General features: G+C 67.6%; 13 protein-coding genes. All 13 read left to right on the top strand.

Annotated elements, in window-relative coordinates; all coding sequences use genetic code 11:
* Positions 1-4 precede the first annotated feature (4 nt).
* The 13 genes from KPL74_11265 (at position 5) to cheD (ending at position 14,400) form a co-directional block, all read left to right on the top strand.
* Positions 5-1,228 carry a sensor histidine kinase gene (locus KPL74_11265; protein ID QWT18328.1) on the top strand — a complete coding sequence of 408 codons (1,224 nt, stop codon included), beginning with the start codon at positions 5-7 and terminating at the stop codon, positions 1,226-1,228.
* Positions 1,228-2,361: a sensor histidine kinase gene (locus KPL74_11260; protein ID QWT18327.1), complete on the top strand. Its 1,134-nt coding sequence runs from the start codon at positions 1,228-1,230 to the stop codon at positions 2,359-2,361. The genes KPL74_11265 and KPL74_11260 overlap by 1 nt, the downstream gene beginning before the upstream one ends.
* Positions 2,358-2,960 carry a response regulator transcription factor gene (locus tag KPL74_11255; protein QWT18326.1) on the top strand — a complete coding sequence of 201 codons (603 nt, stop codon included), beginning with the start codon at positions 2,358-2,360 and terminating at the stop codon, positions 2,958-2,960. Before KPL74_11260 ends, KPL74_11255 begins: the two co-directional genes overlap by 4 nt.
* Positions 2,961-2,974: 14 nt before the next feature.
* A complete protein-coding gene (locus tag KPL74_11250; protein QWT18325.1) occupies positions 2,975-4,171 on the top strand; it encodes a DUF3142 domain-containing protein in 1,197 nt (398 codons plus the stop codon).
* Positions 4,171-6,552 (top strand): hypothetical protein, encoded by a 2,382-nt coding sequence (locus KPL74_11245; protein QWT22550.1) that lies wholly within the window; start codon positions 4,171-4,173, stop codon positions 6,550-6,552. Before KPL74_11250 ends, KPL74_11245 begins: the two co-directional genes overlap by 1 nt.
* Positions 6,553-6,584: 32 nt before the next feature.
* Positions 6,585-7,607: a tRNA preQ1(34) S-adenosylmethionine ribosyltransferase-isomerase QueA gene (gene queA, locus KPL74_11240; GenBank protein QWT22549.1), complete on the top strand. Its 1,023-nt coding sequence runs from the start codon at positions 6,585-6,587 to the stop codon at positions 7,605-7,607.
* 139 nt (positions 7,608-7,746) lie between these two features.
* The gene (locus tag KPL74_11235) at positions 7,747-8,064 is read left to right on the top strand and encodes an STAS domain-containing protein (protein QWT22548.1); all 318 of its coding nucleotides are present in this window, start codon (positions 7,747-7,749) and stop codon (positions 8,062-8,064) included.
* Between the two features lie 10 nt (positions 8,065-8,074).
* Positions 8,075-8,437 (top strand): response regulator, encoded by a 363-nt coding sequence (locus tag KPL74_11230; protein QWT22547.1) that lies wholly within the window; start codon positions 8,075-8,077, stop codon positions 8,435-8,437.
* Positions 8,438-8,475: 38 nt separating this feature from the next.
* Positions 8,476-10,461 (top strand): chemotaxis protein CheA, encoded by a 1,986-nt coding sequence (locus KPL74_11225; GenBank protein QWT22546.1) that lies wholly within the window; start codon positions 8,476-8,478, stop codon positions 10,459-10,461.
* 142 nt (positions 10,462-10,603) lie between these two features.
* On the top strand, positions 10,604-11,116 hold the full coding sequence (locus tag KPL74_11220) for a chemotaxis protein CheW (GenBank protein QWT22545.1): 513 nt from the start codon (positions 10,604-10,606) through the stop codon (positions 11,114-11,116).
* 516 nt (positions 11,117-11,632) lie between these two features.
* The gene (locus KPL74_11215) at positions 11,633-12,859 is read left to right on the top strand and encodes a HAMP domain-containing protein (protein ID QWT22606.1); all 1,227 of its coding nucleotides are present in this window, start codon (positions 11,633-11,635) and stop codon (positions 12,857-12,859) included.
* A gap of 3 nt (positions 12,860-12,862) precedes the next feature.
* On the top strand, positions 12,863-13,741 hold the full coding sequence (locus tag KPL74_11210; protein ID QWT22544.1) for a protein-glutamate O-methyltransferase CheR: 879 nt from the start codon (positions 12,863-12,865) through the stop codon (positions 13,739-13,741).
* On the top strand, positions 13,738-14,400 hold the full coding sequence (cheD, locus tag KPL74_11205; GenBank protein QWT22543.1) for a chemoreceptor glutamine deamidase CheD: 663 nt from the start codon (positions 13,738-13,740) through the stop codon (positions 14,398-14,400). Before KPL74_11210 ends, cheD begins: the two co-directional genes overlap by 4 nt.
* The last annotated feature ends 51 nt before the right edge of the window (positions 14,401-14,451 follow it).

Here is a 14,451-nt window from a genome sequence, read left to right as displayed (position 1 = left end):
TAGCATGGCCGCACACCTTCCCGCTCCGGATACGCCCATGGTCGCGTCGTGGTTCATGCCAGCTCCCGACTCGCTGTGGGCGCGCCTGAAGGCGCAGGGCAAGCTGCGCTTCACCACGCTGTTCAACCTGGTCTGGTCGTTCTGGGTGTTCGGTGACCTGATCTTCCAGCCGACCCTGCCGCCGCACTGGGTCCTGGTCACCAGCATCACCTTCCCCAGCTTCCTCGCGCTCTATGCGCTGGCCTACACACGGCCCGTGCGCCACAGCATGTGGTACGGCGGCGCCATGGCGTTGCTCGGCTACGCCGTGATGGGGATGAACGCCAGTGGCGGCGCCTGCTACGTGATCTTCGCCTGCTCGTTCATGGGTTTCCATGGACCCGTGCGCGTCTGCATGCTGCGCACCCTGGTCGTGCTGTCGGTGTTCATCACGCTGGCGCTGACGGTCATGCACTGGCCGTGGACGGTGGCGCTGGTGATGACCTTCGTCGCCCTCAGCGTCAGCACGGCGAACCTGCTGTACCGGATGAACGGGCAGAAGGACTGGGAGCTTAAGCTCTCGCACGACGAAGTGCGTCGTCTCGCCGCGACGGCCGAGCGCGAACGCATCGGCCGCGACCTGCACGACCTGCTTGGCCACACCCTGTCGCTGATTACGCTCAAGCTGGAACTGTCGCGACGGTTGCTGGACCGCGACACCGACAGTGCGCGTCGCGAGATCGAAGAAGCCGAGCGCGTCGCACGCCATGCGTTGGCGGAAGTGCGCTCGGCGGTGACCGGCATCCGTACCACGGGCATCTCCGCGGAGCTCGCCTCAGCGCGCCTGTTGCTCGGCGCGTCGGCCATCCACTTCGACTACGTCAGCGACGTGCCGGTTCTGCCGCCGCGGCTCGAGAGCGAACTCGCGCTGGTGCTGCGCGAAGCGGTCACCAACATCCATCGGCACGCCCAGGCCAGCCTCGCCGAGGCGAAGGTGCAGGTGGTCGGCCACGATCTCAATCTCTGCATCGCCGATAACGGACGCGGTACGGCTGGCCCGGAAGGCAATGGCCTTTGTGGCATGCGTGAACGCGTGCGCGCCCTGGGCGGCACGCTGAGCGTGGAAAGCGAGCGAGGCAAGGGCACGCGGGTGATGATCCGGGTGCCGCTCACCGATGCCGATCGCCGCCTCGCCGGTACGCCTCCTGCCACGCCGGTCCTCCCCGGCGACCAGCGGCTGGCCTCGTGATGCGCTTGCCCCATGCCCACGCGGATTCACTGCTGGGCAGCCTGCGCTCACCCACGTACCTACGCTGGCAGGCCGGGTTGCAGGTGTTCTGGCTGATCGCGGTGATCCAGGCGCCGCTCGCCCTGTACGGATTCCATTGGGACTGGTTCGGTCCCACGCTGCTGTCCATCGCCGTCTACCTCGTCTGCTACATCGGCGTGTACGTGCAGCCGTTGTCGCGCCTGCCGTTCAATGCGGGTGCGATCGTGGTCGTCGGCTTCGTGCTGTGGCCGGTCAACCCGCTGGCGCTGGGCTACGTCGTCATCGGCGTCACCTTGCTCGCCTATGCTCAGCGTGCGTCCGTGTGGTTGCTGGGCGTGCTCTTCGCAACCCTCGTCGCGACCGCGTGGGTCTTCCTGTTCCACGTGTTCTGGCTGCATGCGCTGATCGTCGGCGCGGGTGGCCTGGGTGCAGGCTTCAGTAATTACCTGTATGCGCGCGGTGCACGGCGCGATGCGCAGTTGCGCCTCAGCCAGGGCGAGGTGAGTCGGCTGGCGCGGTTGGCCGAGCGCGAGCGCATCGGTCGCGACCTGCACGACCTGCTCGGCCACACCTTGTCGCTGATCACGCTGAAGTCGGAACTCGCACGACGCCTCGCGATCGTCGATCCGCCGCGCGCGCAGCAGGAGATGGAAGAGGTGGAGCGCGTCGCCCGGCATACGCTTGCCGAAGTGCGTAGCGCGGTCACCGGGATGCGCGCGGGTGACCTCAACAGTGAACTGGTTTCGGCGCGGCTTATGCTTGAGGCATCCGGCATCGCACTGCGCATCGAAACACCCGGGCAGCTCGACTTGCCGGCGCCGGCCGAAGCGGCACTCTCCCTCGTGCTGCGCGAAGCGGTCACCAATATCCATCGTCATTCGCGTGCCACCGAGGCATGCGTGATCATTACCCGGAACGGACAGGACTTCTCGATGCGGATTACGGACAACGGCTGCGGCGGACTCGCGGCGCATGGCAATGGCGTGTCGGGGATGCGCGAACGCGTCAGCCAGATCGGCGGCCGGCTCGCGATCGACTCGCCGGCGAAGCAGGGCACCCAACTGGCGATCGCCCTGGCCGTGGCCCCGCAACTGGCGGAGCGCACCGCATGATCCGCGTCCTGCTGGCGGAAGACCAGGCCATGGTCCGCGGTGCCCTGTCGGCCCTGCTCAGCCTGGAGTCCGATATCGAGGTGCTCGGCTCGGCCGCCGACGGCGAATCCGCGTGGCGCGAGCTGCAGCGGCTCAAGCCCGACGTGCTGGTCACGGATATCGAAATGCCCGGCCTCACCGGCCTGGAGATCGCCCAGCGCGTGCATCGCCACGAGCTGCCGATCAAGGTCGTCATCGTCACGACGTTCGCCCGTCCGGGCTTCCTGCGCCGCGCCCTGGATGCCGGGGTAAGCGGTTACCTGCTCAAGGATGCGCCGGCGGAGAACCTTGCCGAGTCGTTGCGCCTGGTCCATCGCGGCGGCCGGGCCATCGATCCGCAGCTGGCGCTGGAGGCCTGGTCGGAAGCCGATCCGTTGAACGATCGCGAGCGCCAGGTGCTGCGCCTGGCGGGGGAAGGGCAATCGGCCAGCGACATCGGCACCCAGCTGAACCTGTCGCATGGCACGGTCAGGAACTACCTTTCAGAAGCGATCGGAAAGCTGGGGGCGGCGAACCGGATCGAGGCCTATCGGCTGGCCAGGCAGAAAGGCTGGCTTTAAGCCGGGTTATCCGATTGGCGCGCGCGCTGCACATCGTCATCGCCTGTATCGTCGCCGTGGCACTCGCCGGTTGCCAGCGGCCGGCCGCGCCGTTCAGCCACGATGCCTACATCTGGCAACGCCAGTGGACACCGGCGCTTCGCGAGTCGGTGGCTGGCTCGCGCGATATCGTCCACGCATGGCGCATTTTGGTTGCCCAGGTCTCCCGCGACGGCCGCTTCCAGGCATTCGTCCCGGATCGAGAAGCACTGGCCGCCGCAGGCCGGCCGGTCGTGCTGGTCGTGCGGATCGATGGTCGCCTCGATAGCTTCGATGCGGCCACGCTGCGCGAGCGCATCGCGTTGCAGCTCCAGCGCTGGCCGGGTGCAGCAGGCATCGAGATCGACTACGACTGCCCCACGTCGCGCCTCCCTGCGTACACCGCGTTCCTGCGCGACCTGAAGGTGGTGCTGGGCAACACGTCGCTTTCGATCACGGCGTTGCCGACATGGCTCGGCTCGCCTGCGCTGGATGGCCTGCTTGCCATTCCCGATGAATCGGTGGTGCAGGTTCACGCGGTGCAGGCCCCGCAGGCGGGCCTGTTCGATCCCTTGGTGGCCGCGGCGTGGATACGTGACTACGCGCGGCACACGCACAAGCCGTTCCGTGTCGCCTTGCCCACTTATGCCTCGCGGGTGAGCTGGAATGCGGACGGCACCCTGCTCGCGGTGGAGAGCGAACAGGCAGCGCTGGCAGGTGGCGCGGGGGCGTCGGAGCTGTATGCCACGCCGGACACGGTCATGGCCTTCGTCGAGGGCTTGCAGTCCGAGCGTCCTTCCCATCTCGCGGGCATCGTCTGGTTTCGCCTGCCGACCGCGGACGACACGCGCGCATGGAGCCTCGCGACATGGCGCGGCGTGGTCACCCAACACCTCGACCGCGAACCGCTGCGCCTGCACCTGCGCGACGCCGGAACCGGCGCGAGCGACATCCTGCTCGAGAACCCGGCCAGCGCGGATGCGCAGGCGCCGGCACGCATCGACCTGCCACGCGGCTGCGAGCTGGCCGACGGCATCGATGGCTATCGCATCGCCACGGAGGGCGGCATGCTCTCGCTCGTGACCACGCAGGCGCGACCCATCGCCGGCCATGCCACCCGTACGGTCGGCTGGGCGCGTTGTCGCGCTGGCACCATCACCACGTTAACCCTGCCCGGAAGCCCGGTTTCCTGATGAAGCATTCGAAGATGAAGCAAAACGCACTCGCTGCCGGCCTGGTCCTGGCGACCCTTGGCGCGGTGGCCTGGGCCTGCGGTCCGGACTTCCCGACGCAGATGCTGGACGACCGTGCCGCAACGCTGAAGGAAGCCCCGCAGAACACCTTCACCTTCGAAGTGCAGCACCTGCTGCCGGCCGCGGACGCGATGGTCGCCGTCGAGACGCCGCGCTACGGCGACGCGCCGCAACGCGCCGACCTTCCCGACGACCAGGCCGCCAGGGTGAAGTCGCTCATGGGCTCGGCGGATGGCGTCGCGGCCTACGCGGCAGGCGACGGCCTGCCCGACGATGTGCGTCGTTACGTGGCCGGCGCGGTGGACTACAACCGGGCCACCGCGGCATGCCCTCCCGCGGAACAGAACGAATACGGCGACGCCACGGAACGGCCCGCCTGCACGACGTTCGACGCCACGGCACTCGACGCGGCCCAGGCGAGTTTCGAGCAGGTGCTGGCGCTGCCGCCGGACCAGGCCAGGGCGCGCGGTGCATGGGCCGCCTACATGCTGGGTGAAGCCCAACTGCTGCGCGCGACGAAAGCCGCGGGCACGCCGGCCTTTGCCGCCGCGCGCGATGCCTCGGCGAAGGCCTTCCAGCAGGTGCGCGCACGCGTGCTCGCCGGCGCATCCGATGCGCAGGGCCTGGGCGTGGCCAGCTTCGGCGAAGAAGCCCGGCTCAGCCTGTTCGTCGGCAAGGCCCCGTGCACCTGGAGTCACTTCGCGCACAACGACGATTGCGTGGCCGATATCGCGCCTGCGGACCTGAAGCATGCGATCGCGCTGTATGCCGCACAGGCGGGGCACGGCTCCGGGCAGGCCGTCGACTCGCTCGAGGCGATCGCTTCGGCCGCACTGTCCAACGATGGCCAGGCCGCGTCGATCATCGACGGCCCGGTGTCGCAGCGCCTGCTCGTCGCCTACGCGCTCGCGCGCATCGAGCCGCAGAACTACAAGGGCGAGGTGTCGCCTGTGCTGGCCCCGCTGGTCGAGGCGATCATGGCGCATGGGCCGGACAAGGTGGCCTCGGCCGACCGGCTCGCCTCGCTGGCCTATGAGGCCGGCCGCTACGACGATGCCGAAAAGCTTGCCGGCAAGGCCGACGGCCCGCTCGCCGCCTGGGTGCGCGCCAAGCTGGCCCTGCGCAAGGGCGACAGCAACGCGGCGACCGCGGCGTATGCCGAGGCGGCGAAAGCGTTCCCTGCCGCCGACGATCCCAAGGCCACGCTGGCACCGGGCAGCATCCACCGGTTGATGGGCGAGCGTGGCGTGCTCGCTTTGTCGCGCGGCGATTACGTCGACGCGCTGACACGCTTTTATGAAGCGTCGAAGGCGGTCGGCGGCGATGGCAACACGTTCGAGGAGACCAGCGGGTCGGGCGTTGGCTACGGCAACGATGCGGCCTACGTCGCCGAGCGCGTGCTGACCGTGGATGAGCTGAAGGCCTTCGTCGACGAACATGCGAAAGCCTATTCGGCCGCGCCGAAGGCGAACGACGCCCAGGCGGCCTACGCCGGCACCACGATCGACGACCACCTGCGTTACCTGCTCGGGCGGCGCCTGATGCGGGCAGGGCGCTACGACGAGGCCTACGCCTACCTGCCGGCCAGTGGCGACAAGCGCTTCGGCGACGTCGATCTCGTCGCAAAGGCGAAGGCGTATGCGCAGGCCGTGCACGATGGCGACAGCGCATGGACCGACATCGGCAAGGCCGAGGCGCGTTACCAGGCCGCGGTGATCGCCCGCGAGGACGGCATGGAGCTGCTCGGCTACGAGCAGGGTCCGGATTACTTCGACAATGGCGGCATGTTCCAGGGTGGTAGCGGACAGTCGGCCGAGAAGCTCAAGGGTGACTACGTCACCGCTGGCGAGCGCCAGCGCTTCAAGGACAGCATCGCGCAGCCGGATCGCCGCCTGCACTACCGTTATCTCGCCGCGGATCGGGCCGTCTCGGCCGCCGATCTGCTGCCGCCACGTTCGCAGGCCTTCGCGGCCACGCTGTGCCAGGCCACCCACTGGATGCTCGAAGGACCGCCAGACTACGACGAGGCGGGAGACGGCGAGGCGGGCAAGCCGATCAACGAGCGCCAGGCCAGGGTCAACGCGTATTACGCCCGCTACGTGAAGCAGGGTCCCTACCTGGACTGGGCCTCGGATTTCGGCTGGAGCTGCGAGGAACCGGACTTCGCCGGCGCCCGCGTGCTCAAGCGGGCCCAGCAGGTCCGGGCGGTAAAGCATTTCGTCCGCCACTGGCTGCCGCTGGAGATCGGCGTGGCCGTGGTCCTGGTGGCCGGGCTTGGCTGGGTCGTGGTTCGCCGCCGCCGCCGCCGGATTGCGCCATAATCCCAGACCCCCCGTTCCACCGGCTGCATTACGTGAAGAAATCCGACTTCGACTTCGATCTCCCGCCCGACCTGATCGCCCAGGCGCCCCTCGAGCGGCGCTCGGGCAGCCGGTTGCTGGTGCTCGACGTGGCGGCTCGGTCCAAGTCGAATCGCAAGTTCTACGACCTGCCGGACATGCTCCAGCCGGGCGACCTGCTGGTCTTCAACGATACCCGGGTGCTTCCGGCACGCCTTTACGGGCGCAAGGACAGCGGCGGCGCCGTCGAGATCCTGATCGAGCGGGTCACCGGGCCGCACGAGGCGCTTGCCCAGCTGGGCGTGAGCAAGAAGCCGAAGGAGGGCGGGATCATCGAGCTCGCCGACGGCAGCCAGATCACCGTGCTGGGCCGCGAAGGCGAGTTCTTCAAGCTGCGCTTCGAAAGCGACGAGCCACTGGAACGCCTGCTTGGCCGCCTGGGCGAGATGCCGTTGCCGCCGTATATCGAGCGTGGCGCCGATGCCTCGGACATGGAGCGTTACCAGACCGTGTTCGCGCGCGAACCGGGCGCGGTGGCCGCGCCGACGGCAGGCCTGCATTTCGACGAGGCATTGCTCGAGAAGTTGCGCGCGAAGGGCGTGGAGTTCGGCTACGTGACGCTGCACGTGGGCGCGGGCACGTTCCAGCCGATGCGTGCGGAGAACGTCACCGACCACGTGATGCACCGGGAGTGGCTGAACGTCGGTGCCGCGCTGGTGGAGCGGATCCGTGCGACCCGCGCCGCGGGTGGCCGGGTGGTCGCGGTCGGCACCACGGTGGTGCGGGCGCTGGAGAGTGCGACGGTGGATGGTGTCCTGCGGCCATTCGCGGGCGAGACGCAGATTTTCATTTTCCCGGGCTACAAGATCACCAGCGTCGATGCGCTGGTCACCAATTTCCACCTGCCGCAGTCGACCCTGCTCATGCTGGTCTCGGCGCTGGCCGGCAAGGAAACCATCCTCGACGCCTACCGTTACGCGGTGCTGCAGCGCTACCGCTTCTTCAGCTACGGCGACGCGATGCTGATCCTGCCGTAGCGGCCATCGCGCGCAGGCGCGCTCCTACAAGGCCCCCACACCCCCCTGTAGGAGCGCGCCTGCGCGCGACCGCATCCCTAAAGGTTCCGCCACCGGCGCCGATAAGCCATCCGAACGACCCCCCGGGCACGGTAAGACGATGGCGAAGAAAACCTCCCTAGACGCGACCCCGGCGCCCCTGGCGCTGGAAGCGGACCTGCGTATCGGCGCGGCGCCGCTGTTGCGCGATACCCTGCTCGCGGCGCTCAACGCCGGCAACGCCGTCCAGCTGGACGGCGCCGCGGTGGCGCAGGTCGACACGGCGGCCCTGCAGGTCCTCGCGGCGTTCTGCCGCGATGCCCGCGCGGCCAGCCTGCCGGTGGCCTGGACGGGTGCCAGCGATAGCCTTCGCCGTGGTGTCACGGTGTTGGGGCTCAATGCATTGATTGAACTGCCGGCCCAGGCCGGCGTGAACTGAAGGTAGACCGATGGCAAAGATTCTTGCGGTAGACGACTCGGCTTCCATGCGCAGCATGGTCGCTTTCACCCTGCGCGGCGCGGGCCACGACGTCGAAGAGGCCGACAACGGCCGCGCGGCGCTGGACCAGGCTGGCGTGCACAAGTTCGACCTGGTGCTGGCCGACGTGAACATGCCGGTGATGGACGGTATCTCGATGGTGCGCGAGATGCGCACGATGGCCGGTTACAGCGGCGTGCCGATCCTCATGCTGACCACCGAGTCCGACGTCAACAAGAAGATGGAAGGCAAGGCTGCCGGCGCGACCGGCTGGCTGGTCAAGCCGTTCGACCCCGACCAGCTGCTGGCGACCGTCGCCCGCGTGCTCGGCTGATCCACCCAAGAACGTTCCGGTAACTCGAAGGTCCACCCATGTCCAAAGTCGATCTGGCGCAATTCCACAAGGCGTTCCACGAGGAGAGCCTCGATGGCCTCGACGCCATGGAGCAGGCGCTGCTTGCGCTCGACGAGGGTGCCGAAGACCCGGAGCTGATCAACGTCGTGTTCCGCGCCGCCCATTCGATCAAGGGCGGTGCGGCCACGTTCGGCTTTGCCGATGTCGCGGCGTTCACGCACGTCGCCGAAAACCTGATGGACGAGGTCCGTAGCGGCCGCCGTCCGATGGAAAAGGCCGTGGTGGAGCTCTTGCTGCGCTCGGGCGACATCATCCGCGACATGCTGTCCCTGCAGATGGCCGGCCAGCCCGGCGCCACGGCGGAGAGCCAGGCCCTGCTGGCCGAGCTTTCGGCGATGGTCTCCGGCGCCCCGGTGGCGCCCGTGGCGGCGGTCAAGGCCGCGGCCCCGGCCGAAACGATCGAAGGCTGGGACATCGCCTTCCGTCCGTTCGATTACCTGCTGAAAACCGGCAACGACCCGGCCCGCATGTTCCGCGAGCTCGGCTCGATGGGCCCGCTCAGCGTCACCGCCGACCTGTCGGCGCTGCCGCCGCTGGCCGCGATGGATCCGTCGTCGTCCTATCTCGCGTACACGCTGCGCCTCGATGCGGGAGCAAAGCGCACCGCGGTCGACGCTGTGTTCGACTGGGTCGACGGCGATTGCGACCTCACGATTACCCCGCGCATCGCGGCCCCGGCGCCCGTCGCCCCGGCCGTGACGGCCGCTGCGCCGGCGGCACCCGCTGCACCGCGCGCGGTGCGCGACGTCGGTGCCGGCAGCGAGGCCAGTTCGGTCCGCGTCGGCATCGAGAAGATCGACACCCTGATCAATCTCGTCGGCGAACTGGTCATCACCCAGTCGATGCTCAGCCAGTTCCACGACGGCGTGCAGGATGCCGCGCAGCTCGAAATGCTGCGCCAGGGCCTGGCCCAGCTCGGCCGGCACACGCGCGAGCTGCAGGAAAGCGTGATGAGCATCCGCATGCTGCCGATCAGCACGGTGTTCAACCGCTTCCCGCGCCTGGTCCGCGACCTGGCCCAGAAGCTGGAAAAGAAAGTGGTGCTGGACCTGCGTGGCGAAGGCACCGAACTGGACAAGACCGTGCTCGAGAAGATCGGCGATCCGCTGGTCCATCTCGTGCGCAACGCCATCGACCATGGCCTGGAAGTGCCCGCGAAGCGCACCGCCGCGGGCAAGGGCGACACCGGAACGCTGCGCATGGAAGCCTTCCATCGTGGCGGCTCCATCGTGGTCGAGGTCGCCGACGACGGCGCCGGCCTCAACCGCGACGCGATCGTGGCCAAGGCCGTGCAGCGCGGCATCATCGCTTCGGGCGATGGCATGAGCGACGACCAGGTCGCCGAACTGATTTTCGAAGCGGGCTTCTCCACCGCCGCCGCGACGACGGACCTTTCCGGTCGTGGCGTGGGCATGGACGTGGTCCGCCGCAACGTGATGGACCTCGGTGGCAGCGTGGCGATCAGCAGCCGTGCCGGCCGCGGGACCACGTTCACCATCACGCTGCCGCTCACCCTCGCGATCATCGACGGCCTCACCGCCGCCGTGGGCGAAGAGACCTACATCGTGCCGCTGGTATCCATCGTGGAATCGGTGCAGGTGAAGGCCGACGCGGTGCGCAGCGTGGTCGGTGGCGGCGAGCTGTTCCGCTTCCGTGACGACTGGCTGCCGATCGTCCGCCTCTACGACATGTTCGGCTGCAGCGGCACCCGCCTGGCCGTCGGCGACGGCATCGTCATCGTGGTGGAAGGCGAGGGCACCCGCATCGGGCTGTTCGTCGACGAGCTGATCGGCCAGCAGCAGGCCGTGGTGAAGTCGCTGGAAGCCAACTACCGCCGCGTGGCGGGCATCTCCGGGGCGACCATCCTGGCCAATGGGTCGGTGGCGTTGATTGCGGACGTGGCCGGGTTGGTGCGGCTGCAGGGGCGGCGTCGGGCGGCTTGAGGAAGCGGGTCCTGGGGTCGCGCGCAGGCGCGCTCCTACAGGGGCGCCGTTTTTGCGCAAGAACGGGCTCAAGGTCCCTGCAGGTCGGCCGATACTCCCATGAGGGGTATCGCACCACCGTCCGATCCGTAGTGGGAACAACATGAACCAGCCAGCCAGCACCGCCGTCGTGGCCGAAGAAGCCGCGCAGTACCTCACCGTGAACCTCGGTCATGAGGAATACGGCGTCGATATCCTCGCCGTTCGCGAAATCCGCGGCTGGACCCCCGTCACCCGCATCCCCCAGGCACCGTCCTACGTGCTCGGCGTGCTGAACCTGCGTGGCGCCATCGTCCCCGTGCTCGACCTGCGCCTGCGCTTCGGCCTGAGCCGCGAGGAATACACCGCCACCACCGTCTGCGTGATCGTCATGGTCGCCGGCCGCCAGTTCGGCGTGGTGGTCGATGCCGTCTCCGACGTGGTCGACGTCGAGGCGGGCAGCATCCGCCCGGTGCCCGACATGGGCACCACCGTCGACACCGAATACCTCAAGGGCCTGACCTCGGCCGGCGAGCGCATGGTCCTCCTGCTGGATGTCGACCGGCTGCTGCAGCCGCACGATGCCCAGATGCTTGAAGCCGCGCTGGCTTCGCCTGACGCCAAAGCGGTCGCCTGAGCCCGCCATCGCATTTTTCGACTTGGAACCAAGATGAAGAAGTTGAAGTTGAAGATTCCTGCCCTGACGGTCCGCGGTCGCCTGTACGGCGTGCTCGGCCTGCTCACGGTGATGCTGCTGGGCGGTGCCGCGATCGGCCTGGGCGCGCTGTACTTCCAGAACGAAGGCATGCGCAAGATCTATGAGGAAGAAGTCGCTCCCTCGGAGATGCTGAGCCGCGTCAACACCGACGCACTGATGTCCTTCGTGGTGCTGGGCGAAGCGGCGACCAAGGTCAAGGAAGCCGACCAGGTCAAGCAGAAGCTGGCCGAGTTCGAGAAGTACCAGGCTGAAATGAACCAGCTGAAAGCTGACTTCGTGAAGATCCCGATGTCGGCCGACATCAAGAAGCTGTACGACAAGTGGCAGGCGACCAACGACGACTACGCCCAGGCCAAGAACGACATGGTCGATGCCCTGAAGCAGGGCGACGATGGCGCGACCGACGTGCTCGAGCTGTCGGTGCGCCCGCTGCTGATGGATCGCCAGGAAAAGCTGCGTTCGCTGATCCAGGCCAAGCGTGACGAGGCCGCCTCGATCTACGCCGCGCAGACCGCGCAGTACAAGACGATCCGCGCCGTGTCGATCGCCTCGCTGTCGCTGGGCCTGATCATCTGCCTGATCATCGCCGTGGTGGTCGTTCGCTCAATCATCGCCACGCTCAACAAGACCGTCGCCGTCGCCCACCAGATTGCCGAAGGCAAGCTCGGCCACGACATCAAGGTGACCCGCAGCGACGAACTCGGTCAGCTGCAGTCGGCCTTCAAGGCGATGGACGAGCGCCTCGCGGCGATCGTTTCCGAAGTGCGCCACGGCTCCGGCTCGGTCAGCACCGCCGCGCAGCAGATCTCGCGCGGCAACGACGACCTCTCGCAGCGCACGCAGGAACAGGCATCGAGCCTGGAAGAAACCGCTTCGTCGATGGAGGAGATGACCTCCACCGTGAAGCAGAACGCCGAGAACGCCAGCCACGCCAACCAGCTGGCCCGCGGTGCACGCGAACAGGCGGAGAAGGGCGGTGAAGTGGTCGCCCAGACCGTCGTCGCCATGCGCGAGATCAACAGCTCCTCGAAGAAGATTTCCGACATCGTCAGCCTGATCGACGAGATCGCGTTCCAGACCAACCTGCTGGCGCTGAACGCCGCGGTGGAAGCGGCGCGCGCCGGCGAGCAGGGCCGCGGCTTTGCCGTGGTCGCCACCGAAGTGCGTAACCTGGCCGGTCGTTCGGCGAATGCCGCGAAGGAAATCAAGGCGCTCATCAACGACAGCGCGAACAAGGTGAAGGCCGGTTCCGAGCTGGTCGACCAGTCGGGCAAGGCGCTGGCCGAAATCGTGGAAAGCGTGAAGAAGGTGACGGATATCGTGGCCGAGATCGCCGCTGCCAGCTCCGAGCAGTCGTCGGGTATCGACCAGGTCAACCACGCCGTGCTGCAGATGGACGAAATGACCCAGCAGAACGCCGCCCTCGTGGAAGAGTCCGCCGCCGCCGCCCGTGCCATGCACGAGCAGGCCAGCGAACTCAGCCGCCAGGTGTCGTTCTTCCAGGTGAGCGGCCAGGCCGCCAGCACCGTCAAGGCGGCCCGCAAGGACCCGACCCGCGACGAGATGGAAACCGTGTTCGCCTCCGTGCGCAGCCAGCCGGCGCAGCGTACCCAGCGTCCGGCCGAATCGGCCGCCGACGCAGGCGTGTGGAAGGAGTTCTGATCGGTGAATGCGCTCGTCAACAACGGCGATGCCGTCGTGCTGGCGGGCGCGACCGGGCCGAACCTCGGTGAGAAGGAGTTCGCGTTCCTGCGTGAGTTCGTGCTGCAGCATTGCGGCATCTCGCTGGGCGAGCACAAGCGCCAGCTCGTGCAGGGGCGCCTGCTGCGTCGCCTGCGCGCGTTGAACCTGTCGGGCTTCCCGGCGTATTGCGAGCTCCTGCACCGCGACCCCGAGTCCGAGCTGGGCGAACTGGCCAGCTGCATCAGCACCAACGTCACCTCGTTCTTCCGCGAGATGCACCACTACGACATGCTCATCAACGAGCTGTTGCCGCGCTGGCTGGACGAGAAGAAAAAGCACGGCGGTCGCCTGCGCATCTGGTCCGCCGGTTGCTCCACGGGCGAAGAGCCGTACGCCATCGCGATGGTGCTGGCCGAGGCGATCGAACGCATCGGCGCCAACATCGACGCGAAGATTCTCGCCACCGACCTGTCGCCGCAGGCCCTCGAGGCCGCGCGCAAGGGCGTCTACCCGGTCGACCGGCTGGGCGGCGTGGACGATGCGCGCCGTCGCCGCTGGTTCCTGCGAGGCGAAGGCGCCTACGACGGCTACGTCCAGGTGCATCCGCGCCTGCGCGAACTGGTCACCATCCAGCCGCTCAACCTGCTCCACGACTGGCCCATGCAGGGCAAGTTCGACGCCATCTTCTGCCGCAACGTCGTCATCTATTTCGACAAGCCGACGAAGCAGCGCCTGTTCGCTAGATACGCCGGCATGCTGGAAAGCCGCGGTTACCTGTTCCTCGGTCATTCGGAGTCCATGTACGGACTGTCCGAGGACTTCGACCTGATCGGCCGCACGGTCTACCGGAAACGTTCATGAGCGACACGTTCGTCGCGCAGCCGCGCACCTTCGCCGGTTTCGACCCGAAGGGCGTCCTGCCGGGTTTCGAGCACGTCCGCCGCTTCTGGGATCCTGCCCAGGAAGTGGTCACGGTGAAGATCCTGCCGGGCGAGTATTACGTCAGCATCCAGGAAGAGATGATCTCCACGGTGCTGGGTTCGTGCGTGTCGGCCTGCGTGCGCGATACGCGCCGCCGCATCGGTGGGATGAACCACTTCATGCTTCCCGAGCCGGCGAACAACGACCGCGATAGCTGGGGTTCCACGGTGGGCCGCGCGGCGCGCTATGGCAACGACGCCATGGAGCAGCTGATCAATACGATCATGAAGGCGGGCGGTCGGCGCGAAGACCTGGAAGTGAAAATCTTCGGCGGTGGCCGCGTGCTGCAGACGATGACCGACATCGGCCAGCGCAACATCGCCTTCGTCCAGCGCTATATCGCGACCGAACAGCTGCGCCTGTGCGCGGCCGACGTCGGCGACATCTACCCGCGCCACGTGCAGTTTTTCCCGGTGAGCGGCAAGGTCCGCGTGCGCCAGTTGCGCTCCACCCACGACAACCACCTGGCCGATCGCGAGAAGCGTTACCTCAAGCGATTGGAAAACGATCCGATAAAGGGAGAGGTCGAGCTGTTCTGACGCCCGTCGCCAGCCCGCTTCGCCACCCGTTCGCAGTCCGGTCGGTTCGCC

The organism is Bacillus sp. NP157 (genome assembly GCA_018889975.1).
In the GTDB taxonomy this organism is placed as follows: domain Bacteria; phylum Pseudomonadota; class Gammaproteobacteria; order Xanthomonadales; family Rhodanobacteraceae; genus Luteibacter.
Note: the sequence above shows the minus strand (reverse complement) of the source record. Positions and strands in the feature narration are given on the sequence as shown.